Here is a 24719-nt window from a genome sequence, read left to right as displayed (position 1 = left end):
TGCGGGAAGTGCAAGCGCAGGCTTTTTAGGTGCTTGGATTTGTTACGCGTATTCCGAAATTTCATTAATTATTCTTGCTGTGCTTACCTGCGGATAGGCGCTTCGTGCGCCATGGCCGCAACACCAAATCATAGCGGGCAGTCCGCTTACATCAATATGCCACGCGCTGTTGTTGAGTCCGATGGTGCCTTCAGTGTCGGTTACATTTTTAGATTCGTGTAATTATGCCCCCATTCGTAGCTGACCCTTCTTTAAGTCTCGACACGTTTTGAGTGCACTACTTTTCCAGCGAATTCAGAGCGCACAATGAGCCAAGCCCTGCATAGCTTTGCCAGAACGACTCACTTGATCCGTAAGGAGATTGGTGTCACCTGTGTCAGCAAGCATATGATAGCCCGCGCACGCCCTGGTGACGGAAAGAGTGCCTGGGATAGCTTCGGCAATGCAGAAAAACGTTCAGACGGCCGCTTCCCTTCTGAGCATGTTTCAATTGCCTTGGTTGCAGTAACCCCATTTGCCAAGGAGTATGACGCGCCGTGGTTGCATGGTGTAGCCGTCCTCGGTTCGGCAGGTCGCGCGGGCGACCGCAAACACTGGGTGTCCGATACGGTGCCGGCGGTATTCTCGGCTATGCGATCGGCAGTTGGCTGTGGCAATCTCAGCGCGAAGAGTGGTTCGTGCCTGACGACCAATTCCGGCTCCAAAGAATTGAGTGTTGGTTGTTAAAAAAGGTACTAAATTTGAGCTTGCGTTTGTAGGCGCATGCATTATTCAATGATTAATTCAGATAAAAAACAGCATGAAAAAATATTTTCACATAACACGACCACTTGTTAGACAATTGATATTATCCGCATGTGCATTGGGGATGGTTTCACCGCTTGCCATGGCACAGCAGGATGAAGCTGATGCTGGCCGTACCATACAGAGCAGCCCGTTGCCGAGCATCAAGAACTCTCGCAATGAGCAGCGTGTAACACAGCCAGTGCTCCGGCCAGCGCGCCCTGCCAGCGTGGCGCGCGCGGACACAGCCGGTTTTGCTGCATTTGTCACCGGCGTTACTGGGCAGCCTCTGCAAGTGTTTGGTGCCGATTTGTTCGGCGATGTGCCCAGTACCTTTGCCCCATTCGAAGGTGCGCAGGCCAACCAGGATTATCTGATTGGCACAGGTGACGAGTTGCAGATCCGTGGCTGGGGCATGGTCGATATCGATATTAGCACTACGGTCGACCGTAGCGGCTCTATCTATATCCCACGCGTGGGTTCCGTCAAAGTCAGCGGCGTACGGTATGGTGATCTACAGGGTTATCTGAAAAAAGCAGTAGGGAAATTCTTCACCAATTTTGAGTTGAGCGCCAGCATTGCGCAGACGCATTCTTTGCAAGTCTATGTGGTCGGCCATGCAGTACGTCCCGGTACGTACACGCTCAGCGCCATGAGCAGCCTCCTCAATGCCTTGTTTACTTCCGGTGGGCCGGATGCTAGTGGTAGCATGCGTAATATCCAACTCAAGCGCGCTGGACAAACGGTTGCCACTTTCGATGTCTATGACATGTTACTCAAGGGCGACAAATCGCATGACTTGACCTTGCGTGATGGCGATGTGATTTATATCCCCGAAGTCGGTCCGCTGGTCGCGTTGACCGGTAACGTGAAACGCCCCGCCATTTTCGAATTGAAGGGTTCAGCCACCTTGCAAGACGTCACGTCCTGGGCCGGTGGTTTTGATTCTGCAGCTTCAAGCAAACAAGTCATCGTCGAGAAAAGCATCAACAACCGTTTCCAATCCATCCTCGATGTGACTGTAGATAAGGATGGCGGCAGCAGCGCGCTGGCAGCAGTGCCTGTGGCATCGACCGACATCTTGCGCGTATTTTCGCCTGGCGCGATTCCTGTGCAGTCGCAGCTTCAGACCGAATACGTACGCGTTTCCGGCGAAGTCAAGCAGACTGGTGTTGTTAAACTAAATAAAGGAGAAACGCTGCGCGAATTGATAAGCCGCATTGGAGGTGTTACGGAGAATGGATATATCTACGCCACAGAATTGAGGCGTGATTCGATTCGCGCCGCGCAGCAGTCCAAGCTTGATGAAATTGCCGACCGTTTCGAGCGCGAGCTTGATTCGGCGGCTACTCAGCGGTTGAGCATTACGACTGACAAGGAAAACGCCAGCAAAGTGGCGATGGAAGCAGAACAGCAGCGCCGTATCGTGCAAAAGCTGCGTACTGTAAAGGCGACTGGTCGCATCGTACTCGAATTGCCAGACGGTGATGCGCAAGTGAAGAATTTGCCAGATGTGCCGCTGCGCGATGGCGACAGCGTGTACATTCCGCGTCGCCCAAATACGATTGACGTGCTTGGCTCGGTATTCCAGCAAAACACATTTGTATACCGGCCAAAGCGCACGGTCCGCAACTATGTGGATTTGGCTGGCGGTGTGACTGACGGTGCGGACAAGTCTGAGATGTATGTGGTCCGTGCTGATGGCACGGCGCAAAGCGGCCGCAACACCGGCTGGTTTTCCGGATTGGGTGGTGCAGCCTTGAATCCAGGCGACATTGTCGTGGTGCCCGAGAAAATCGTACGCGGCTCCTTCATGCAGGAATTGAAGGAATGGACGGCGATCTTTTATCAATTTGGTTTGGGCGCCGCCGGTTTGAAGGTTCTCAAAAACTAAACATTTTGTATGGTGCAGTTCGCTCGTCGAACTGCGCTTATTTGAAAGAAAATTATGCACGATAAAGTTGCAACTGTATTGCCACATGCTGGGAACGGTGACGATACAGAATCGTTCAATCTGATCGATGTACTCGCTATTTTTGCGCGCCAGCGAAAAATCATGGTGGTCATACCTATCCTCACCATGATCGCCGCTATCGCGGCCGCTTTTCTGATGAAACCTTTCTTTGTCAGTACTGCCGCCATTTTGCCTCCGCAGCAAGCGACTTCGGCCGCCAGCATGATGTTGTCTCAACTTGGTGGTTTGTCGGCTGCCGCTGGCGGACTGGGAGGTTTAAAAAATCCTAATGATATTTATGTTGGTATGCTGCAAAGCCGCACCATCAGCGATCAACTGATCACTCAGTTCAAATTGCAGGAGCGGTATGATGAAACTACTATGGACGACGTTCGCAAGGAGTTGCTGAAGAAAGCCACGTTTATTAGCGGCAAGGATGGCATGATACGGATCGCTGTTGAAGACAGCGATCCGCGTTTTGCTGCGCAACTTGCCAATGCCTATGTCGAGCAACTGGTACGCCTGACACGTACTCTTGCCGTGACGGAAGCAGCGCGCCGGCGACTTTATTTTGAAGGTCAGCTCAAGACGGTTAAGAATCAACTTGCCGAAGCTGAAGTGACTATGCGCAAGATGCAGGAAACGACGGGCATGCTGCAACTCGACGCGCAAGTCAAAAGTATCATTGCCAACGAAGCACAATTGCAGGGCATGATCGGCGCGAAAGAAGTCCAGTTAAGCGCTATGCGCTCATTTGCGACTGCGAATAATCCCGAGTATATACGTTTGCAGGAAGAGGTACGTGGTTTGAATGCGCAATTGGGCAAACTGAAAAAAGGGCAGGAATCGTCGCAGGGTGATGCAATGATGGCGACCAGAAAAATTCCGGAAGTCGGCGTGGAATATATCCGTAGCCTGCGTGAGGTGAAGTATTACGAAACTATGTTCGAAATGATGGCCAAGCAATACGAGCTGGCAAAAATTGATGAATCAAAAGATTCCTCGGTTATCCAACTACTAGATGCTGCCGTCGTGCCTGAGAAGAAATCTGGGCCGCAGAGCGGACGCCTTTTGCTCGGCGGGCTATTCGGCGGCATCGTGCTGGCCGCAATCATTGCGCTACTGCGTGACAGCTACTTGCGCATGCGTAGCGATGTCGGAAATCTCGCGCGTTGGGCTGCGTTGCGCCAGGCGTACAAGCAGTAAGTCTTCCTGTTCATGCTGGCATCTCATGCCGGCACGGAACGTTACACTCGTCAATGCAATCGGACGTGTGTGCAGGGCAATTGCGCTTCAAAGGCCTTTGCAGCGCGATTGTCCCGGGTGGGAAACAAGTTAAGTATTTACCATAAGAAAACAAAGTTAAAATCCGGCTGCATGAATTTTTGAAGGCACTCTGATGAGATTTTAGCTGCCAAAGAAATGCCCATTTTTAGTGGCGAACCGAAGCGCGGCATTGATTGATGCCCCACGGTTGGCTTTTTTTTTCTTCAGTTTTCATCAGGCTCGTTGATTTTCTGAATAGATAGTCAGAAATTCTAGGTGCAGGATATTTTAGGTAGCCGGATTTGTTAAACGTACTCAGAAAATCAATTAAAACTACCTGGTGTGGATGTCTGATCCTTGGCGCACCCTGCGCTATTGCTGCCACGCCCAATCATGGGGGGCAGTCTGGCTATATCAACATGCCCAGTGCCGTGGTGGAAGCCGACGGTACTTTCAGTGTTGGTTATAGCTACGACAGTCCGTACGGCCAATTGTGGGTCACGTCGAATATCCTGCCTTTTCTGCAAATGACGGGACGTTATGTCTCGATTGCCGGTATTCCCGGTTTTAGTAGTGTGCCGGGCGAGTATGGCAGCGGCTATGGCCGCTACAAGGATAAAGTCGTCGACGGGAAATTGCGCCTGTGGAGCGAAACGGATTGGCTGCCCTCGGTCGCGGTCGGCATGACGGACTTGTTCGGTACAGAATTGTTCAAGGGCCAATATGTCGTTGCCACCAAGACCTTCGGTGCAAGCAAAAATATCGAGGCGAGCCTCGGGTATGCCCGCAAGCGCCCGGACGGCATATTTGCCGGCGCGCGCTGGACCCCAACGGCATTGCCGCGCTGGTCCATGGTGGCCGAATATGATGCAATCAATTACAAGAATGATTTCAGTGCAAGTCTGACGCAGGCCGGCAAGCGCAGCAAGGGTGCGTCGTTGGGGCTGGAATATCGCTGGGGCTGGCTTGCCCTGCAGGCTGCGCGCAGCCGTGATCAGTTCAGCATCAATGCCTTTGTCAGTATTCCGTTTGGCGAACGCGAGTTCATCCCCAAGGTGTACGAACCGGCTTATTTTGTCGATGACAAGAATCCACCGCCGCTGCCCAGCAGGGAAGAATGGCATCGCGACGCCGGCCATGGCGCCGATCTGGTCAATGCCCTGGTCAAGCAGGACTACAAGAATATCCGTGTCGAGCAAGAGGGTAATACCCTCAGCCTGAGCCTGACCAACAGCCGCATTTCCAACATGGGGCGGGCTGTTGGCCGCGCCGCGCGCACGGCCGTAGCCTTCGTGCCGAAGGGTGTGTCGACGCTGCGCATCACCTACACCAAGCTGGACCAGCCGATCGCCACTTACGAATTCTTTGACTTGCCGAAACTGAACGACTATTTGGCAGGCAAGATCGATCGCCAGGCTTTCCTTGACGTCATGCTGCTGCGTTATCCGGGAAGAAGCGACGTTATTCGTGATGAGCAGCAGGGCTGGTTGCAGGAGTTCCTGGATCAGCCTGCTCCGGTCAAGCCTGTCGCCGTTGCCGTGCCGGCTGTTGCGCCAGCGGTGGCGACAGTTGCAGCGCCAGCCATGACGGCAGGGGCCAGTGACCAAGCCGCTGATATGCCTGTGCCGGCGGTCGTCAAGGCGACCAATGCTGTGAAAAATGATGGTAAGCTGGCGGTCGGCGTGGGCGTCGATGGCGACGTGGTGCAGATCAAATCGCTGGACCGGGAAGCGAACCGTTTCAAGATCGCGCCCAAAGTGGGCTTCTTCTTCAACGACCCGAGTGGCGCCTTCCGCTACTCAATCTCTGCGGTGGCCAATTATGACCGGCGCCTGGGCGATGGCCTGTATCTGAATAGTGCCGCCAGCCTGCAATTGCTGGAAACCGTCTCTGGCGTCAAGCAGGCATCGAACAGCAACTTGCCGCATGTGCGCAGCGATGTCGCGGAATACCTGCGCGGTGGCCGTTTCTCGCTCAGCCGCATCTTGCTGAACAAATATGACAATCCAGCCGAGCGCGTGTACACCCGCCTGTCCGCCGGTTTGTATGAAGACATGTTCCGTGGCGTTGGTGGGCAAGTGCTGTATTTGCCGAAAGACAGCCGCTGGGCAGCCGATCTGGCCGTCGATGCATTGCAGCAGCGCGGTTATAAAGGGCTGTTTGACGGCCGCGACTACAAGACGGTCACGGCAATAGGCTCCCTGCATTACCGCTTGCCGCACGACATCACCGTGACGGCGCGCGCGGGTCGTTTCCTGGCGAAAGACACAGGCGTGCGCATGGAATTCAAGCGCCGTTTCCAGTCCGGCATCGAAGTGGGCGCTTGGTACACGCATACGAACGGCAACGACATCACTAATCCTGGTACGCCATCCAAGCCTTACCAGGATCGCGGCATTTTCCTGTCGGTACCGCTGAACAGCATGTTGCCGATGGATACGCAGTCGACGGCCGGCTTTGCCATTTCCCCTTGGACGCGCGACGTGGGCCAGATGGTGGGATCGCCTGGCGATCTGTACGACATGATCGAGCGTCCGCGTGCAGACATGCATAGCTACGATGGCTTGGGCAACTTTGCCGAACGGCCAGATGAGCAAAACTTGCCAGCCGTCAATCCTCCGGTTCGGCCCTTTGTCAGTCCGTGGCCAGCCATGCGCGCGCGCCTGGAGCAATCTTCGTCCGCCATGCCGGAACCGGCCGAGTGGGTCAAGGCCACTGCCTTGATCGGTGGCGTTGTGGTGGCCTCCGCGCTTGCTGACAAGCCCGTTGACCGCTTCGTCAAGAAACATCAAGACTCGACCTACCTGCGTAATTGGGACAAGTTTGGGAAAGTCATGCCTTTCGCGCTGGTGGGGGCGGCTGGTGCCGCTTTCGCCCTGGGTGACGAGCGCATGCAGAATATCGGTCTCATTTCCATGCAGTCGGTGGCGGCGTCGACAGGCTTGGCGCTGGTGGGGAAATATGCGGTTGGACGTGCCCGCCCCGGTGCAGAGCAAGGTCCCTGGTCCAGCGTAGGCGGCAAGGCCCGTTCGGATGCCTCCTTCCCCTCGGGCCATTCCGCAATCGCCTTTGCGGCGGTGACGCCGTTTGCTCAAGAATACGATGCCCCGTGGCTGTACAGCGTGGCGGCGCTCGCTTCAGCAGGCCGTGTTGCCGGACGCAAGCACTGGGTGTCCGATACCGTCGCTGGCGGCATCCTTGGTTATGCCGTGGGTAGCTGGCTGTGGAATGCGCAGCGTGACCAGAGCAAGTCTGGCCTTTCGATTAATCCGGGGCCCAAGGAAATCAGCGTGACCTGGCAAGCCAAGTACTAAATTGAAGTTCACTAGCCGATGTGCGAATGTACCCTTATTTTTCAAATGGCTAGACGAAGTTTTTATGGCACCTAAATAAGTCGGGCGAGCGTCGGCCGCCCTGCCTCTATCCGGCGATGCGCTGCCCGATGATGTGCGGAAAGGATGGAATCTGGTCGCTGCACTAGATGCGGTCGATCAGGTATCCCCAGAACGAGATACCTAATTTGCGACAGGTTTTTTCAGGCTGAGAAGGTGTCGCGGCACTGGCGGCCAGTGTCGCTGCGAATTCAGCCACTAACCTTTATCTTCCTGACATGATCGTGGATATCGCCTTCGCTGCCGCTGTTACCCTGGAATATGAGCACGATAAACGACAGCCAGAACGGCGCAACGACTGGCGTCCTGCAATGAGCCGCATCTCCCTTGAGACGCTGACCGATGTCACTCAAACAATGCTCCCCATGCGCATGGACCAAAAAGAGCTTCTGGCCGACGAATTGTTCTACACTCAGCCAAATTTGTTGGCTCTGTCATCGGTAAGTAGGGTAAATGCCGGAATCTTCCTTTGACAGTGCTGTCTGACTCTGCATACTCACCTGACAAGGAGCAGATCATGCAGGCAGCCGAATGGATCAGCTTTATCGCGCAATTTGCGCAGTTGAACCGACGCCAGCGGCAGGCTGGAATGGCCCTGCTGCGTGGCAATGCCCCACACGACGCGACTGTCGCTCTGCTGGAAAGTGTGGCGCAGCCGCGATTGGCCTGTCCCGCCTGCCACTCGCCTCAGCTGCACCGGCATGGCCATGCACACGGCTTGCAACGCTACCGCTGCGTGCCGTGCGGGCGTACCTTCAATGCCTTGACGGGCACGCCGCTGGCCCGCTTGCGCCACAAGGCGCTATGGCTCGCGTATGCCGATTGTCTGCTCGACTCCGCCTCGGTGCGCCAAGCCGCTCAGCAGCTGGGTGTGCACCGCAATACCACCTTTCGCTGGCGCCACCGTTTTTTAACGGTCGCCAAGACGGACCGGCCGCATGGCCTGCATGGCATCGCCGAGGCCGACGAGTTATATCTGCTGGAATCGGAAAAGGGATCCAGGCGAATGACGCGTCGAGCCCGCCGCCGGGGCGGCCATGCCCGCCAACGCGGCATTTCCAATGAACAGGTCTGTATCCTGGTGGCGCGCGACCGCACGGGACAAACCCTCGATTTTGTCACGGGCAAAGGGGCGCTGACGAAGGCGCAGTTACACCATTGTTTGTTGCCCGTCATCGACAAGGATGTTTTGCTGGTGACCGATGGCCATGCCGCCTACCGGGCCTTCGCCAGGGAGGCGGGTATCAGCCACCAGGCCGTCAACTTGCGCGCCGGCATCCGCGTGCGGGGCGCGGCCCATGTGCAGAACGTCAATGCGTATCATCGCCGCCTGCGGGAGTGGCTACGGCCCTTTCACGGCGTGGCGACGCGTTACCTGCCGAACTACCTGGGATGGCGCTGGATACTCGACGCCGGGCGCATCCGTTCACCAGAAACATTATTGAAGGCAACCCTGGGAGCATTTCCACATCTGACGGTGACATAGCCAATTTGTTCGGCTCCGCGCTGACGCTCGAGCACATGGGCGTCTCACTGGTCGAAGTTGTGCTGGACCTGCTGTTGATCTGCTTCCAGTCGATGAAACTGTCGGGGTTACCTTGGTCGCTGATCAGCGAGGCCGACCTAGACTAGCAATTAAGGCGTTATGTCGCCATGGTTTGATTCGGCGAAGACCTGAGCCCAGCACAACGCCAACGCGCAATGACGCAATACCTCACAGCCCATCCAGAAAAAAACCTGCTCGCCTTTGTCACCGACGAACTCAACAGATGGCTAGCCGACATCGCCCCCGAAGCAACTGACAACTACGTCATGCTCGCCGCCATGAACTTCGTCACTGCACCGCCTTCACCTCTATCCCCACGGCAGCGAAGAGAAGCTAAACGACATTGCTTGGTTTGCGAGGCATTCACCTCAATGCCCGCATCATGCCGCCCTCCAAGTCCGCTGGCAAGGCTGGAGTTTATGGATCGCTTACACTACACAGGCGACCGCCTCGTCTTCGACCACCGCACGGCGCTGAACCCGAAGCGGGAGCCGACGGAAACCGTACAGTGCTTCGTGTGCCGCGCCGTTGTTACGCCGCGACAGCAACTGGCGCCGGAATATGTGTATGGGCGTCTTGCCCGCATTGGCTCTGGCCAGCAGTATCCTAATCCCATCATCAGGACGGCCTCACTATCAGCGGAAGTTGTTTTGGGTAGCGCCACCTAAATCTGCTAGGATAGAACGAAGGAAATTACCGACAAAAGCATTAGTTAATATATTGCCAAATGGAAACTGTATAAGTGTTATTTTGACAATAATTTGTGCATATCAAAGCCAAGTTGAGCTTGTTTTTGCTAAAGAGATAATGAAATAATTGCATTAATTTGTGCAGAAAAAAGATTCTTCGCATCCCTTTTCGTAGGATTCACACGCGCTTCCATAGCGCATTTAGTCGTTTTCAATTAAAATAAAAAACTTACCATATTTTTAAATGCTTAGGGTATTCAAATGATTTTAGTCACCGGCGGCGCGGGTTTTATTGGTTCAAATTTTGTACTTGACTGGCTTGCGCAGACCGATGAGCCGATCATCAATCTCGATAAGTTGACCTATGCGGGCAATATGAATAATCTGGTGACATTAAACCAGGACAAACGGCACATTTTTATCAAGGGCGACATCTGTGACACAGCCCTGGTTGCGTCACTGCTCGCCAGTCACCGTCCTCGCGCCATCGTGCATTTCGCAGCAGAGAGCCATGTCGACCGTTCCATCCACGGCCCAGGCGAATTCGTGTCCACCAATATCAATGGTACGTTCAGCCTACTGGAAGCCGCACGCGGCTATTGGTCTGCGCTGCCAATAGAGGAGCAGGCAGCATTTCGCTTCCTGCATGTATCGACAGATGAAGTCTACGGTACGCTGGGCCCGAATGATGCGGCGTTTACCGAAACAACACCATACACGCCTAACAGTCCTTATTCCGCTAGTAAAGCAGCATCAGACCATCTGGTACGCGCCTACCATCATACCTATGGCATGCCAACCCTGACGACTAATTGCTCAAATAATTATGGTTCATATCACTTCCCGGAAAAATTAATTCCGTTGGTCATCGCCAATGCGCGCGCCGGTAAACCGTTGCCTATTTACGGCGACGGCCAGCAGATACGGGACTGGCTGTATGTTAGCGATCACTGCTCGGCAATCCGCCGCGTGCTCGCAGATGGTCGCATTGGTGAAACCTACAACATCGGTGGCTGGAACGAAAAAGCTAATCTGGATGTGGTTCACACACTATGCGATATTCTCGATCGCCTGTCGCCAAAAGAGGACGGCACAAGCTATCGCACGCAAGTCACCTATGTCGCTGATCGGCCTGGCCATGATCGCCGCTATGCAATCGATGCGCGTAAGATCGAGCGCGAACTGGGTTGGAAACCGGCGGAAACGTTTGAAAGCGGTATCCAGAAAACTGTACAGTGGTATCTCGACAATCAGGAATGGGTGCGTAACGTACAGTCGGGAGACTATGCGCATTGGCTGGAAAAAAATTATGATCAACGCAACGCTCAGGAAGCAGTTTGATGACACAGGTGAAACAACGTAAAGGCATTATTCTTGCAGGTGGCTCTGGCACACGCTTGTATCCCGTCACTATTTCTGTGTCTAAACAGTTGTTACCTGTGTACGACAAACCGATGATCTATTACCCGCTAACCACGCTGATGCTGGCCGGTATTCGTGAGATTCTGATCATTTCGACACCGCAGGATACGCCACGTTTTCGTGAATTGCTTGGCGATGGTAGCCAATGGGGCATTAGTCTCACCTATGCAGTGCAACCTAGTCCGGATGGTCTTGCACAGGCATTTATTATTGGCCGTGAATTTCTCGGCGATTCTCCATCGGCATTAATTTTAGGTGACAATATTTTTTATGGTACCGACCTGGAATCCAAGTTGCGCAACGCTTCGGAGCAAAGCAGTGGCGCAACGGTATTTGCTTATCATGTAAACGATCCGGAGCGTTACGGCGTGGTGGAATTCGATGCGAATCGTACAGCTGTCAGCATTGAAGAAAAACCGATTACGCCAAAATCCAACTATGCGGTAACCGGTCTGTATTTCTATGACAACCAGATTTGCGACATTGCAGCCGATATTAAACCATCTCCTCGCGGCGAATTGGAAATTACTGATGTGAATCGTCATTATCTTGAACAAAAACAACTAACTGTCGAGTTAATGGGACGTGGTATGGCATGGCTAGATACGGGGACACATGATTCTTTGCTGGAAGCCAGTCAGTTTATCGCGACCATTGAAAATCGTCAGGGCTTGAAAGTTGCATGTCCAGAAGAAATTGCTTATCGTAAATCATATATCAATGAAGCCGCATTGGAAAATTTAGCCAAACCATTAAAGAAAAATGCCTACGGGAAATATTTATTGAGTTTATTGAACGAAAAGAAAAATTACTAATGAAATTCACAGTTGATAGTTTTATTTTGCAATAAAAAATTAACTCGTTTTTTGATATTCAATTTTCACAGCCACATCAAATACGTGATTAAAGAAATCCGATTTTATTTATGAGAGATTTCTAATTTAATGTGTAACTATAAAAATAATATCAGCAACAATCATTACTCTACTGCTCTACTGCTCTACTGACTATCAAGCATAAAAGCTAAAAGGCTAGTATATGCGACTGACACTTTTTTGAAATTACATTAGATGAATTTGTGGGTATTAAATTATCAGAATTAGATACATAACGCTTTGAAAAAATTGCAAAATCTCCCATTGATGGCAAGACGGATGTAAATCGTGTGATCATAGATTGCAAAAATATTGGCTTGGATGTGCTGATTGTACGCTGTCCAACCGTTGAAATTTCGACAGTTCAGAAGTTAGAAAAAGAAGTATTTTTTTAACAGATACTCTTGTCTATTTTCAAAACAAGAAAATGACCAAGAATATTATCCAACTTCCAATTGACTACACGTGACGTATCGCTACAAGTAATGATGCGCCGGCACTTGGTATTTTGGCTACAAAGTGCTTGACAAACTTTGCGGGCCACTACCACACGGATCCATTTTTAGATAAAAAGATGCTGATCTGGTATATTAATCCTGGGCATCTAACTCCTGTCATGGAGGGGCACTCGCTGATCAAATTTTTTTAATCTGTAGTGACAATGAGATTGTCGGTTTTTCAAGTGTAAAAAAATTCGTGAAATGAGTTGCGAAATAATATTAAATAGCGTAGATCCAGAACATAAGAAAAATGGTTTCTATTCAACTTTGGTTTCACTAGCAAAGAATTTGGCTATTAACCAAAAAAACGAATGAGTTACTGGTCCCTACACAAATAAACGATGTCGCACCACAAAAAGTATGGTGCCGCCAAGGCTTCGAACCTCTTCAGAGTCTTTACACATTTCACAAATGGTCCAATTAATGATTCCTTTCAATCGGCCTTTTCTTACCGGCAAAGAATTAGAAAACATTCAACAAGTCCTGGAAAATAGAAAAATATCCGGCGACGGTGAATTTACAAAAAAATGCCAAGCATTATTTGAGAATAAGCTTGGTATGCGTAAATCGTTACTGACCACCTCATGCACAGATGCATTGGAAATGTCAGCGATATTGCTGAATATCCAGCCTGGTGATGAGGTTATTTTACCGTCCTATACGTTTGTCTCTACTGCAAACGCATTTGCCCTGCGCGGTGCAACACTGGTGTTTGCAGACAGTCAGGCCGATCAGCCCAATATTTCACCGGATGAAATTGAGCAACTGATTACGCCTCGCACTAAGGTAATTGTCGTTGTTCACTATGCTGGTGTCGCTTGCGATATGGATCGTATTCTATCTCTTTCTGCCACACATGGCATCGCTATCGTGGAGGATGCAGCACAGGCCATCGATTCCTTTCACAATGGAAGGCCATTGGGTACCCTCGGCGACATGTCAGCCTTCTCTTTCCATGAAACAAAAAACATCATGTGTGGTGAAGGTGGATTGCTGGTCGTCAATAATCCAAAACACGATTTGAGAGCTGAAATAATTCGAGAAAAAGGCACAAATCGTTCCTCCTTTTTCCGCGGAGAAGTCGATAAATACGGCTGGGTTGATGTTGGCTCCTCTTTCCTCCCATCTGATTTGCTGGCGGCTTTTTTATATGCCCAAATTGAATCGATAGAAACCATTCAGGCAGAGCGGCGCCGGGTATGGTCACGCTATCAAGTCAACTTGAAAGAAGGCGCGGCAGCAGGATGGTTCAACACGCCGGTAATCCCTGACTATGCAACTAATAATGCGCACATGTTCTACTTGATATGTCGTAGTCTGGATGAACGTACTCGTCTGATTGAAGCACTGAAAAAGGCTGGCATCTCAGCGGTATTCCACTATTTATCGCTGCACAGCAGTCCGTATTTCGCCAAATCGCATGGAAATCGTGCCTTGCCAAATAGTGATCGATATACCGATTGTCTGCTTCGTCTACCGTTGTTCCCGGAACTTCGTGATGATCAGATAGATTACATTTCAAAAACCATACTTTCTTTTTATTCTTAGGCATGTGTTTTCTGAAAGTCGGTATACTTTTTGCGGCGTCGATTTTAAGAAAACTGATAGCAGGACTCCGGATAGTAAAAATAGTTGCCATTTATTTAGGTACAGAAGGACTTGGTCAACTAGGCCAGTTCATGAGCTTGATGTCGATGATAACGATATTGGCTGGTGGTGGAATTAATACTGGAATTATCAAATATGTTGCCGAGTTTAATAAAGAGGAAGTGCAGCTAAACGGCTATTTAAGGGCTGCTAGCATGATAACGCTTGTATTTTATTTAATGCTTTTTTTGGGTTTACTGGTTGGCGCTTCAGAAATATCTCGTTGGCTATTTAATACAGATAACTATGCAACTGTGGTAAGGGTATTGGTCGCTGCACAGTTTACAATTGCACTGACAAATCTTTTAATGGGTATATTGAACGGCCACCAACGGGTAAAAGCGTTCGCAATTATCAATTCAACCAGTGTTCTAGTCGGTGCCACCGGCGTAGTGGTCGGATGGGCATTATATGGAATGCGGGGCGCAATGTATGGTTTGATCTGGATGCCTAGCTGTACGTTATTCCTGCTGTTACCTTGGTATCGTTTTGGCCTCAAATTCAGCTGACGGCGTCTGTTGCCAAAATTGGATGCACAAAAGACACGTCATTTTGTTGCTTATTCCATGATGATTCCAATGACCGTCGTCACCATGCTACAGCTACCATAAAAAAGGGCTCTCATTTCCACTGGAAAATTTCGTTACGTGCATAAAAGATATTGCAGCGCTTGATGCATCTGGCTACGCTGACCTTTCTGAAAAATCCAATTTACGGGCATCCGATTTTTCAATTGAAAAATCCGTTGACTTATATTTATCATTTTTGAGAGCTAATGCATTTTTAGTAATGCGAGATATCCATTTAAATATGCCAGAATATTTACTCCGCATCGCCTCTTGCTTTGCACTCGGTCGTTTTAATGAAAACAAATTATTCAGTGCGCGGTATTAATGCAATTAGATAATATTAACATTATCTGACTTCGACATAGTGAACTAACATTGCGAATGCCGCAAAAAATAATCAGCATAATATTAATCACATTCTGGCTGGAGTATTTTCTGGAATTTGTGATTAATGAAGGACTATCCTAGTGAAATATCGACTTCTATTCATCGCCACCACATTGGCGAAAATTTCCATTTTTGTATATTTTTCGTTATTCCCAACAATTTTTTTTGGAGGCGGGAATGACTCGGAATATTATGATACTTATGCGCAAGGACAGGATAGCGAAATTCCAAACATTTGGCCTGTCATTCTACGCTTCTTGAATGACCAGGGAATGTATTCACGGGAAGGTGTGAGTTATTTCCTGGCATTTTTGGGAGTAATAATAATACCTCTACTTGCTGCAAATCTTTCAATATACAAAGATAGCCCAGCGCGAAAACGAATTTATTGGGGCGTGGCAGCAGCGATTGCTATTTATCCAACGCTATTTTTCTATACTTTTGATATTTACCGTGACGTATTCATGGTACTAATATTCTTACTTGGATTATTGACAGTCAGGGCATTTATTAAAAGCAAAAATTTTTCTTTGAAAATATGGTACGTCTTGTTGATTATCGGAATTAGTTTTTTTCTATACCTTTTTAGACCATATTTGGGCTTTGGATTTTTCATTTCATTTATTGGATTTAATTATTTTAACTTCAGGAAAATCTCGCTTTCTTTTTGTTTGATTTTATTTTTTTTCACGCTAAATATTTTATTTCTAATTGGATTACTTGATCCAATTTTCTCATATCGTGGTAGTTTTGATGATATGGATGGAGGTTCTAATATAGGTATCCGCTTTGACTCTTTTGCGTCATTTATTCCTGATTTTTTTAAAAGCTTTATTTTCCAGATGTTTGGCTTATACTTCCCCAATGCGGTAGCTATTGGAGTTTTTTTGATTGAAAGTTTTCCGTTTATCATTGTATTCACTTACCTAATAAGAAATAGAAAATACTCAACACCTTTCATTAACTATCTTGTGGTATTTTTTATATCATATTCAACTATTTGGTTGATGGGGAACGACAATCTTGGAACCGCAGTGCGACTGCGAATATATAGTTATATTTCGGTGTTTATTGCTGGTGCCATAATTTATCAGAAAAAGATGGCTGCCATATTGCTGGAAAAAAATATGCTGGCTTCTGAAAGCGAGAAGCGGAGCGTGCTGGATAAGTAAGATGGTTCGCTATACTTCTACGTCCATCATGTAAACTCCACTATTAAACATTTCCGAACTCATATAAGCATTATGCCAATGAAAATATCTATCACCAGTGTATCTGGATTCATTGGAAAGTTTCTACTTGAGGAACTGATTTTATTGAATCACGACATTTCTATCCTGACACGGAAAGAGTTGCCCGCTAAGCACGGAATATGCAATATCAAGGGAGACCTTCTACATGAAGGAATAGCCCTAGACGTTTTCGTTGACGGATCCGATGTGGTTTTTCATTGTGCTGGCGAAATTAAAGACGAGCGTCTAATGCAGCAGTTACACGTTAATGGTACCCAGAACTTATTAAATGCCGTACATGCATCGATCAAGAAATATGGCAAACCTGTTCATTGGGTACAATTAAGCAGCGTCGGTGCATATGGACTTGACGGTGAAGGAGCCCAATCCGGACGCACCATCACGGAATCCAGTGCAGAGCAACCGAAAGGTATATATGAGGTCAGCAAAACTGCTTCCGATCAACTGGTACATGAATTTGCTTTGATTGAACCGCTATTTAGCTTTACAATCATTCGCCCGACGATTGTTATTGGCACTACAATGCCAAATCAATCATTCCATGCTATGGCACGTATGATCAAGCGCGGTATATTTTTTCGTATTGGGCGCCAAGAAGCGATGGGTAATTATGTCCATGTGCAAGATGTAGTGCGTGCATTGGTGAAATGTGCCTACGATACCCGCGCGCTCGGAAAAGTATTCATTGTGGCGAATGATTGCCCCTTAGGCGAAGTCGTTGACGCGCTTGCACATGCCATGCAAGTAGCGCCACCAAAATTGGTATTGCCGGAGAGGATATTACGCCTATTGGTGAAGCTCACTCCACCGTGGCTAAAACTTCCGCTAACGACTGCGCGTATCAATGCTTTAACACGCAGGACCCATTACTCATCGGACCTGATTGGTAAGACATTGGGATTTTTCCCTTTGGAGCCAATTACCGCAAGTATTCCACGCCTTATTGCCGATTCCAGCGCGCGTTTGGCCTAATTGATTTGAGCGGTTAGCGCGCCGCGCTGCAATACTGGTAAAAATATAGAGTGGATGGAAGAATGATCAGAAAAAAGATTTGTATTGTCTCAACCGTGCCTATCCCGCTTCAAGTATTTATGCGTGAGCATGTAGAGCGATTGTCTGAATTTTACGACATAACTCTGTTATGCAGCGGTGATGGCCGCGAACTGAAAAGCATGCTCAATACCCGTGTCAGCTTCAAGTCAATTTCGATCGAACGAAAGATTAGTATTGTTGCCGACGTGTGTGCGCTAATCGCGCTGATACGAATTTTCCGGCAGCAGCGTTATGACTGTGTGCATTCGCTGATGCCGAAGGCAGGTTTGCTGGCCATGCTGGGTGCCTGGCTGGCGCGCATACCCGTGCGAATACACATTTTCACGGGCCAAGTGTGGTTTGCCAAGACTGGGGTTGCAAGGATTATCCTGAAGTGGATGGATCGGGTGGTTGCAGCCTGCGCTACTCATCTTCTGGCCGACAGCCCGTCGCAACGAGATTTTCTTATCCAAGAGAACGTCGTCAAACCAGCAAAGATCAAGGTACTTGGTCAAGGATCGATCAGTGGCGTAGATATGCAGCGTTTTAAGTTTGATCGATTGGCCCGCCAGACAGTGCGTTCGGAATTGAACATCGGCGCAAATGCTGTAGTATTCCTGTTTCTAGCGCGTTTGACACACGTAAAAGGTATACAAAATCTGACCAGAGCGTTTGCTACCATTGAAGAGGAAATGCCAAACGCCCAACTATTAATTGTTGGACCAGATGAGGATGGATTGACGCCGCAACTGGAAAGGGACTGGGCTGACTGTGCTCACAAGGTTCACCGCGTCAATTACACCAACAAGCCTGAACACTATATGTCGGCATCCGATGTGTTTTGCCTACCCAGTGCGCTTGAAGGTTTCAGTTCGGCAACAATACAAGCTGCGGGTGTTGGATTACCCGCAATCGTTTCTCATATCTATGGCTTGACCGACGCTGTCAAGGGCGACGTCACCGGTCTCTTTCATGAAACTACGAATCTAGGTCAAATACAGGACGCGATGCTGCGCTTGTATACGGATGAAACATTACGTAAACAAATGGGAGAGGCCGCACAGCGCCGCGCCTATCAGGATTTTTCCCAAGATGTCATCGTTGAAGCAATGCGGCAATATTATGCAGATGTCCTTGGCGGACAGTCGCACGCTTAAGCACTAACTCCGGCTGTAATCCACGAAGCAGTTCGCATACTTTTCAAAAAAATAATTAAAGGAAAAAAATGATTTTGGTTACCGGTGGCACCGGCTTTGTCGGCTCATCTGTTTTGACAAGACTAGTGCAGGAAGGCAGCAACTCCGTGCGAGCAGCAGTACGTCATGCCGATGCGGTCGTGCCCTTTGGCGTGGAAAAGGTAGTAGTGAGTGATTTAGCTGTAGATACCGATTGGACTGCGGCCCTTTATGGCGTTACCGAAGTAGTGCACAGCGCTGCCCGAGTTCATATCATGGACGATACAGCAGCAGATCCGCTTGAAGAATTTCGCCGTGTGAACGTGCAAGGAACGTTGGCCCTCGCGCGTCAGGCGGCAGCGGCGGGGGTGCGTAGGTTTGTTTTTGTCAGTTCCATCAAGGTTAATGGTGAAGTGACTGTTCCTGGCACAGCGTTTGCCGCAGATGATGTTCCCGCTCCGGTCGACGCGTATGGAATATCGAAGATGGAAGCGGAACAAGGCTTACGCGCTCTGGAGACGCGGACGGGCATGGAAGTATGCATTATTCGCCCGCCCCTGATATACGGACCTGGCGTAAGGGCCAACTTTGCCGTAATGATGCGGTGGCTGGGGCGCAGCCTGCCCCTGCCCCTAGGGGCGATCCATAATCAGCGCAGTTTGGTGGCACTCGACAATATTGTGGATCTGCTCATCACCTGTGTACGCCATCCTGGCGCAGCCGGACAGACCTTTCTGGTTTCTGATGGGCAGGACACGTCCACCACCGAATTATTGCAACGGATGGGACGCGCCATGGGGTGTCCGGCAAGACTCGTGCCAGTTCCCGCCAGCTTGTTGAAACTGGCGGCAGGAATGCTTGGCAAGCAAGACGTGGCACAGCGCCTGTGTGGTTCCCTGCAGGTTGATATCGAAAAAACGCGTCGAATATTAGGGTGGCAGCCGCCACTTACATTGGATCAAGGTTTAGAAAAAACAGCCAAAGGAAATGACAATGAAAAGACTGTTTGACTTCGTATTAGTGTTGATAGCATCACTAATCTTACTCATCCCTATCGTAATAGTGGCACTGTTAGTACGTGTTACTTCGCCAGGGCCGGTGTTGTACTGGTCGGATCGCGTGGGTCGCTACAATAAAATTTTCAAAATGCCAAAATTTCGTAGCATGCGTGTCGGCACACCAGCAGTAGCGACCCACCTGTTGGCAGATGCTCATTCTCATTTGACGCCAGTGGGTAATTTCCTGCGAAAAAGTAGTCTGGATGAATTACCGCAACTATGGAGTATTATTTGTGGCAACATGAGCTTTGTCGGTCCTCGACCTGCATTGTTTAATCAACAGGATTTGATCGAATTGCGCACTCAAAATGGCGTAGATAAAATTTTGCCTGGTCTGACGGGTTGGGCGCAAGTCAATGGTAGAGATGAGCTGCCTATTCCTACGAAAGTAAAACTGGATGCTGAATATATGCAGCGTCAATCTTTACTTTTAGACGTAAAAATAATATTTCTTACTTTTTTAAAAGTGCTGCGTAGGGATGGCATTACGCATTAATTTTATTGAGAATTTGAAATTTATCAAAAAATTAAATTAATAAAATATCTAATGGTAAAAAATTAGTACTTTTATTCATCGAAATTTATTTAAAAACATTATTGTCAGGTCAATTGCTTCAGTAATTACAATAAAAATGAAATTATTTCTTGGTTTTTCCCGTTTTCAGAAAAAAATGGTTGCCGCGACATTTGACTTTGTCTTTTTGCCGCTCACTTTTTGTTTATCCATCTTGTTAAGATATGATGCTGTCAATACGGCACTGTTCTTGCATTATCTTTGGCTGATCATTGCAACCCCGTTTGTATCGATTCCCATATTTATGCGTCTGGGACTGTACCGCGCAGTTATCCGCTTTATCGACCAAAAAATTGTCTATATGGTAATTTTTGGCGTTACTGCATCAGTCGCGCTCCTGGTTCTGTTGAGCGCTTTCGCTTCGCACATGGAAGGTTACTCTCGCGGCGTCTTTGGCATCTATTGGGTCAGTGCAATCACCTATGTTGTAGCCAGTCGTTTCTTTGCGCGCGGCATTCTATTACAACCGAGCAAAAAAAATACTGTCATCCGCGTGGCTATTTATGGTGCGGGAAAATCAGGCACGCAGTTAGCCAGTGCGCTGCGTGCCGGCCATGAATATCGGCCTGTTGCCTTTATTGATGACATGAAAGAACTCCAAGGCACAACCATTTCGGGAATCAAAGTTTACCCTGCTGCAGACTTGCAATCCGTTATCGAAAAAAAGCGGATCAGTGAAATCCTACTTGCGATGCCATCAATCAGCAAAGGAAAGCAACGTCATATTCTGGATATTGTTGAAAATTACAAGGTCAAGGTAAAAGTCGCGCCACCAGTAGAAAGCCTGGTCAACGGGGAATTGCGCATGCAGGACGTGCGTGATATTGAAATCGAGGATTTGTTGGGACGCGACCAAGTGACACCAGACTTGGGCCTGATATCAAGTTGCATTACTGGAAAATCGGTGATGGTGACTGGTGCAGGCGGTTCGATTGGATCTGAATTATGTCGCCAGATCATCAAGCTGCAGCCGTCACGCTTAATCCTGCTCGAGATGTCGGAATTTGCCCTGTACTCCATCAAGCAGGAATTAAAAGGAATCAATAGCACGCATCATCTCGATGTTGAACTTATGCCATTCCTGGGAACGGTGCTCGATACTGAAAAATGCAAACGTATTCTGACCACGTTCAATGTGGAAACGTTATACCATGCAGCCGCCTACAAACATGTGCCTTTGGTTGAGCATAATCCCATCGAGGGCGTGCGCAACAACGTATTTGGTACGCTCAGTATTGCACAAGCAGCCGTGACGGCAGGCGTCAAGTGTTTTGTGCTCATCTCCACCGACAAGGCCGTACGTCCAACCAACGTAATGGGCACGACCAAAAGGCTGGCCGAGTTGATTCTGCAGGCCTTCTCGCGAGAACACTCGCGTACCCGTTTTTGCATGGTGCGATTTGGTAATGTGCTCGGTTCGTCAGGCTCGGTGGTCCCGCTGTTCCGCAAGCAAATCGAAGCTGGAGGCCCCATTACGCTGACACATCCCGAAATCACCCGTTATTTCATGACCATTCCAGAAGCGGCTCAACTGGTCTTGCAAGCGGGCGCCATGGGAGAAGGAGGTGATGTCTTTGTGCTGGACATGGGCGAACCGGTCAAGATCATGGCTTTGGCCGAACGCATGATTCACTTGAGTGGCCTGGAAATAAAGAGCAAATCGGCTCCGGATGGCATAGACATAGAGCATGTCGGCTTGCGTCCAGGTGAAAAACTCTATGAAGAGTTATTGATTGGCGACAACGTCGAAGGCACAGAACACCCGCTGATCATGCGGGCACAAGAATCCGAGCTCCCTTGGCCAGAGCTTCAAGTGCTCCTGTCTGACCTCGACAAAGCCTGTAATCAGTTCAATTTTGAAACTGTGAGGGAATTGTTATTGGCTGCAGTCAAAGAATACACGCCGCAATGTGGTATCGAAGACCTGATATGGAATGAACGATGCCGCAAGCGCCTGCAAATTGACAAGGAAAATGAAGTTTCACCATAGCAATATTTCTGTATTCCGGACTATGACGCTGCTTGACAGCGTGATAGTCTATGAAGCTGGGTGTTCTCAAGAACCACGTGTAACACCTTTGCTGTAATGTGCCGCCATGGCGAGAGTCTACAAACATTTGACTACCCAGCAGCGCGCCGTCATGACCATGCGCGCTGACCTGTGCTCCATTCGATCCATTGTTAAACACCGTCTTTGCCGTTCAGCCAGTAAGATAGGCCGCGAACTCAAACGCACCAGTTGCACCGGTGTGTACGATGCCGACTGGGCGCACATGCTGCGGCAGGCTTTCTTCTAATTTCTCTCGATCAATGTCGCTGGTGTAGGGAATTCTCATCCCGTCATTATCCGGCCACTCGGTGAGAGCGTTAACGCGTTCTTAGATTCCCTTCACTTCGATCAAAAAAGCAATAAACACGCACGCGGCACTGGCACTGAGGATGAGTACAGAGCCAGCGGCGCAATCCTTGGCGATCTTGATGCTGGGATGCAGGCTCGGATGCAAGTGATCGATCATTTGCTCAAGCGCCGTGTTGAACAGTTCTGCGGCCAATACCAGGCCGCAATTGAGTAACAACAACGCCCACCAGATCATGGCGGGTTTATACCAGGCCAGCACGATCACCACCATGAGGGTGGCAATGGACTGCAGGCGAACGCTCGATTCCATACGAAAAGCCGCTGCAATGCCTTGCAAGGCAAATCCCATGCGTTTGAAGAAAGGCTGATTTTTCATCGGAGTTCAGTTGTACGAAGTGTTTGACGAGCATGGCACGCAAATTCTTCTCGAAGATGAGTATAAATACCGAAGGTGTAAGCTGGAATGCAATATCTGGTTACTTTGAGAGTAGCGTTGAAGCAGAATGTTGAAATTCGTTCAAAAAATAAAAGCCCGTTTTTCAATGAAATGAAAAAGGGCTCCTATTGTGGAAGTTGCGCATCACGGATGGTGCGACCTTCCGCGCATCAGACCTTTACGCCGGGCTTGAGAACAAGCTGGTGTTTGGGCCTGCCTGTCGCTGCCTGGGCAGCCAGGAATTAATGATGCGTCGTGGTACCGTGGTGTGTCGTGGTCGAATCCGAGCTTGCTGCGCCGGCTACGACAGCTACGGCTGCGCCGATAGCGATCAGGGCGCTCGTGCTCAGGCCGGCAACGGTGCCGCCAACAGCAGCGCCAGCAGCAGCACCAGCAGCTGGTGCCGCTGCTGCTGGAACAGGTGCGCCACCAACTGGGGCCGTCGTTTGAGCCATAGCTTGTGCGGAAGCGAAGCACAGGATTGCCGAAGCGATCAGAATTTTCTTCATGGGATATCCTTTTAGGTTGAACAGCGGGAATGCTAAACTGTCACGCGATTGTAGCAACATTTCTCCCGCTAGTCTGCGCCACACCGCTCGCGACGACAATAATTTCTTTTATTTTAGCCATATATCAGGTGATTCACCGTGCCAGGCTGGCTGCGACGTTGTTCTCTATCAACAAAAACGCTGATGTGCCGATGCGGATATATTATTTTATTATTATTTTCCGTGAGAATTCCCGATGAATTCGAAGGCGCCGCACAAGTTTGCCAAGTCCTTGTCATCCCGCGTAAAATGCAGGCTTCGCGGGTGTAGCTCAATGGTAGAGCAGAAGCTTCCCAAGCTTACGACGAGGGTTCGATTCCCTTCACCCGCTCCATTTTTCGCTGGCGCCTGGCTTTATGCGGCGCGGCCACTTATTTCTTCATTCCCATGTCTTCTGATACCCCAGCAAACGGCCCGGCGCGGCCGATGATGTACGATCCGACCGAACACCGCATCCGCAGCTTCGTGACCCGCGCGGGACGGCTGTCTGTCGCGCAGGCGCGCGCGCTTGAGACCTTGGGGCCGCAGTTCCTGGTGCCTTTCGCCAAGGAACCGATGGACTTCGAACAGGTGTTCGGCCGCAAGGCACCGGTCATCCTGGAAATCGGTTTTGGCATGGGGGCGACGACGGCGCATATCGCCAAGGCCATGCCGGAGAAGGATTTTATCGGCGTCGAAGTGCATACGCCTGGTGTCGGCAGTCTGTTGAAACTGATCGGCGAAGAGTCGCTGACGAATCTGCGCCTGTTGCAGCACGATGCCGTGGAAGTGCTGACGCACATGATTCCTGCCAATTCGCTTGCCGGCATCCACGTTTTCTTCCCCGATCCATGGCACAAGGCGCGCCACAATAAGCGCCGCCTGATCCAGTCGCCGTTCGTCAAGCAATTGACTGATCGCCTGGCGCCGGGTGGCTATCTGCATTGCGCCACCGATTGGGAAGATTACGCGGTGCAAATGCTCGATGTGTTGGGCGCCGAGCCGCAGTTGCACAATAGCGCCGATGCTTACGCGCCGCAGCCGGCGTACCGTCCGCTGACCAAGTTTGAAAACCGTGGCTTGAAGCTGGGCCATGGCGTGTGGGATCTGGTCTTCATCAAGAAATAAATTCTCTTTGGCGGTTTGCCCACCTGTGCCGTTTGCACGAGAACAAGCCTGCCGCGGCGACGCCGCAGGCTTGTTCTCGTGCGCGCCAGCGTGCGCTCTAGGCAAGGTTGGGGGAATTGCGCTAATATTATCTTTTTTGCATTGATT

General features: G+C 49.7%; 20 protein-coding genes, 1 tRNA gene and 2 pseudogenes. 21 read left to right on the top strand and 2 right to left on the bottom strand.

Annotation, left to right across the window (positions count from 1 at the left end):
* The first annotated feature begins 306 nt into the window (after positions 1-306).
* The 19 genes and pseudogenes from FJQ89_RS16240 to FJQ89_RS28730 all read left to right on the top strand — a co-directional run.
* Positions 307-726, top strand: coding sequence for a phosphatase PAP2 family protein (locus FJQ89_RS16240; RefSeq protein WP_141170928.1), 420 nt, complete (start codon positions 307-309; stop codon positions 724-726).
* A 73-nt stretch (positions 727-799) separates the two neighbouring features.
* Complete coding sequence (locus tag FJQ89_RS16235) at positions 800-2677, top strand: SLBB domain-containing protein (RefSeq protein ID WP_205704502.1); 1878 nt, start codon at positions 800-802, stop codon at positions 2675-2677.
* Positions 2678-2731: 54 nt separating this feature from the next.
* Positions 2732-3943 carry a GumC family protein gene (locus FJQ89_RS16230; protein WP_141170927.1) on the top strand — a complete coding sequence of 404 codons (1212 nt, stop codon included), beginning with the start codon at positions 2732-2734 and terminating at the stop codon, positions 3941-3943.
* Between the two features lie 479 nt (positions 3944-4422).
* Positions 4423-6474: pseudogene (locus FJQ89_RS16225) on the top strand (YjbH domain-containing protein); the annotation flags it as partial.
* Positions 6475-6837: 363 nt separating this feature from the next.
* Complete coding sequence (locus FJQ89_RS28735) at positions 6838-7317, top strand: phosphatase PAP2 family protein (protein ID WP_423245217.1); 480 nt, start codon at positions 6838-6840, stop codon at positions 7315-7317.
* 302 nt (positions 7318-7619) lie between these two features.
* Positions 7620-7868 carry a hypothetical protein gene (locus tag FJQ89_RS16220; protein ID WP_141170925.1) on the top strand — a complete coding sequence of 83 codons (249 nt, stop codon included), beginning with the start codon at positions 7620-7622 and terminating at the stop codon, positions 7866-7868.
* 44 nt (positions 7869-7912) lie between these two features.
* Positions 7913-8881 (top strand): IS1595 family transposase, encoded by a 969-nt coding sequence (locus FJQ89_RS16215; RefSeq protein WP_141170924.1) that lies wholly within the window; start codon positions 7913-7915, stop codon positions 8879-8881.
* A 215-nt stretch (positions 8882-9096) separates the two neighbouring features.
* Positions 9097-9609, top strand: a complete 513-nt coding sequence (locus FJQ89_RS28750) for a hypothetical protein (protein ID WP_243136080.1) — start codon at positions 9097-9099, stop codon at positions 9607-9609.
* 282 nt (positions 9610-9891) lie between these two features.
* Positions 9892-10971: a dTDP-glucose 4,6-dehydratase gene (gene rfbB / locus FJQ89_RS16205; RefSeq protein ID WP_141170923.1), complete on the top strand. Its 1080-nt coding sequence runs from the start codon at positions 9892-9894 to the stop codon at positions 10969-10971.
* Positions 10971-11867 (top strand): glucose-1-phosphate thymidylyltransferase RfbA, encoded by an 897-nt coding sequence (rfbA, locus tag FJQ89_RS16200; protein ID WP_141170922.1) that lies wholly within the window; start codon positions 10971-10973, stop codon positions 11865-11867. The genes rfbB and rfbA overlap by 1 nt, the downstream gene beginning before the upstream one ends.
* Before the next feature lie 983 nt (positions 11868-12850).
* Positions 12851-13975 (top strand): dTDP-4-amino-4,6-dideoxygalactose transaminase, encoded by a 1125-nt coding sequence (gene rffA / locus FJQ89_RS16195; protein ID WP_141170921.1) that lies wholly within the window; start codon positions 12851-12853, stop codon positions 13973-13975.
* 2 nt (positions 13976-13977) lie between these two features.
* A complete protein-coding gene (locus tag FJQ89_RS16190; protein WP_141170920.1) occupies positions 13978-14583 on the top strand; it encodes an oligosaccharide flippase family protein in 606 nt (201 codons plus the stop codon).
* Between the two features lie 527 nt (positions 14584-15110).
* Positions 15111-16202, top strand: a complete 1092-nt coding sequence (locus FJQ89_RS16185; RefSeq protein ID WP_141170919.1) for a hypothetical protein — start codon at positions 15111-15113, stop codon at positions 16200-16202.
* 78 nt (positions 16203-16280) lie between these two features.
* Positions 16281-17255, top strand: a complete 975-nt coding sequence (locus FJQ89_RS16180) for an NAD-dependent epimerase/dehydratase family protein (RefSeq protein WP_168208467.1) — start codon at positions 16281-16283, stop codon at positions 17253-17255.
* Positions 17256-17317: 62 nt separating this feature from the next.
* Entirely contained in the window at positions 17318-18472 is a 1155-nt protein-coding gene (locus FJQ89_RS16175) for a glycosyltransferase (protein ID WP_141170917.1), read from the top strand.
* A gap of 68 nt (positions 18473-18540) precedes the next feature.
* Positions 18541-19500 carry a UDP-glucose 4-epimerase family protein gene (locus tag FJQ89_RS16170; RefSeq protein ID WP_141170916.1) on the top strand — a complete coding sequence of 320 codons (960 nt, stop codon included), beginning with the start codon at positions 18541-18543 and terminating at the stop codon, positions 19498-19500.
* Complete coding sequence (locus tag FJQ89_RS16165; RefSeq protein ID WP_141170915.1) at positions 19484-20044, top strand: sugar transferase; 561 nt, start codon at positions 19484-19486, stop codon at positions 20042-20044. Before FJQ89_RS16170 ends, FJQ89_RS16165 begins: the two co-directional genes overlap by 17 nt.
* A gap of 136 nt (positions 20045-20180) precedes the next feature.
* Positions 20181-22112 carry a polysaccharide biosynthesis protein gene (locus tag FJQ89_RS16160; protein WP_141170914.1) on the top strand — a complete coding sequence of 644 codons (1932 nt, stop codon included), beginning with the start codon at positions 20181-20183 and terminating at the stop codon, positions 22110-22112.
* A gap of 106 nt (positions 22113-22218) precedes the next feature.
* Positions 22219-22395, top strand: a pseudogene (locus FJQ89_RS28730) (IS30 family transposase); the annotation flags it as partial.
* A 105-nt stretch (positions 22396-22500) separates the two neighbouring features.
* Here the strand turns inward: FJQ89_RS28730 and FJQ89_RS16150 are convergent.
* Positions 22501-22857, bottom strand: coding sequence for a diacylglycerol kinase (locus FJQ89_RS16150; protein ID WP_141170913.1), 357 nt, complete (start codon positions 22855-22857; stop codon positions 22501-22503).
* A 302-nt stretch (positions 22858-23159) separates the two neighbouring features.
* Complete coding sequence (locus tag FJQ89_RS16145; RefSeq protein ID WP_141170912.1) at positions 23160-23426, bottom strand: hypothetical protein; 267 nt, start codon at positions 23424-23426, stop codon at positions 23160-23162.
* Positions 23427-23725: 299 nt separating this feature from the next.
* Between FJQ89_RS16145 and FJQ89_RS16140 the strand changes: the two genes are divergently transcribed.
* Together FJQ89_RS16140 and trmB are read left to right on the top strand one after the other, a co-directional pair.
* Positions 23726-23799 (top strand) — tRNA-Gly (locus tag FJQ89_RS16140).
* 92 nt (positions 23800-23891) lie between these two features.
* Positions 23892-24572 (top strand): tRNA (guanosine(46)-N7)-methyltransferase TrmB, encoded by a 681-nt coding sequence (trmB, locus tag FJQ89_RS16135; RefSeq protein WP_141172843.1) that lies wholly within the window; start codon positions 23892-23894, stop codon positions 24570-24572.
* The last annotated feature ends 147 nt before the right edge of the window (positions 24573-24719 follow it).

Source organism: Janthinobacterium tructae (assembly GCF_006517255.1).
GTDB classification, from domain to species: domain Bacteria; phylum Pseudomonadota; class Gammaproteobacteria; order Burkholderiales; family Burkholderiaceae_D; genus Janthinobacterium; species Janthinobacterium tructae.
Note: the sequence above shows the minus strand (reverse complement) of the source record. Positions and strands in the feature narration are given on the sequence as shown.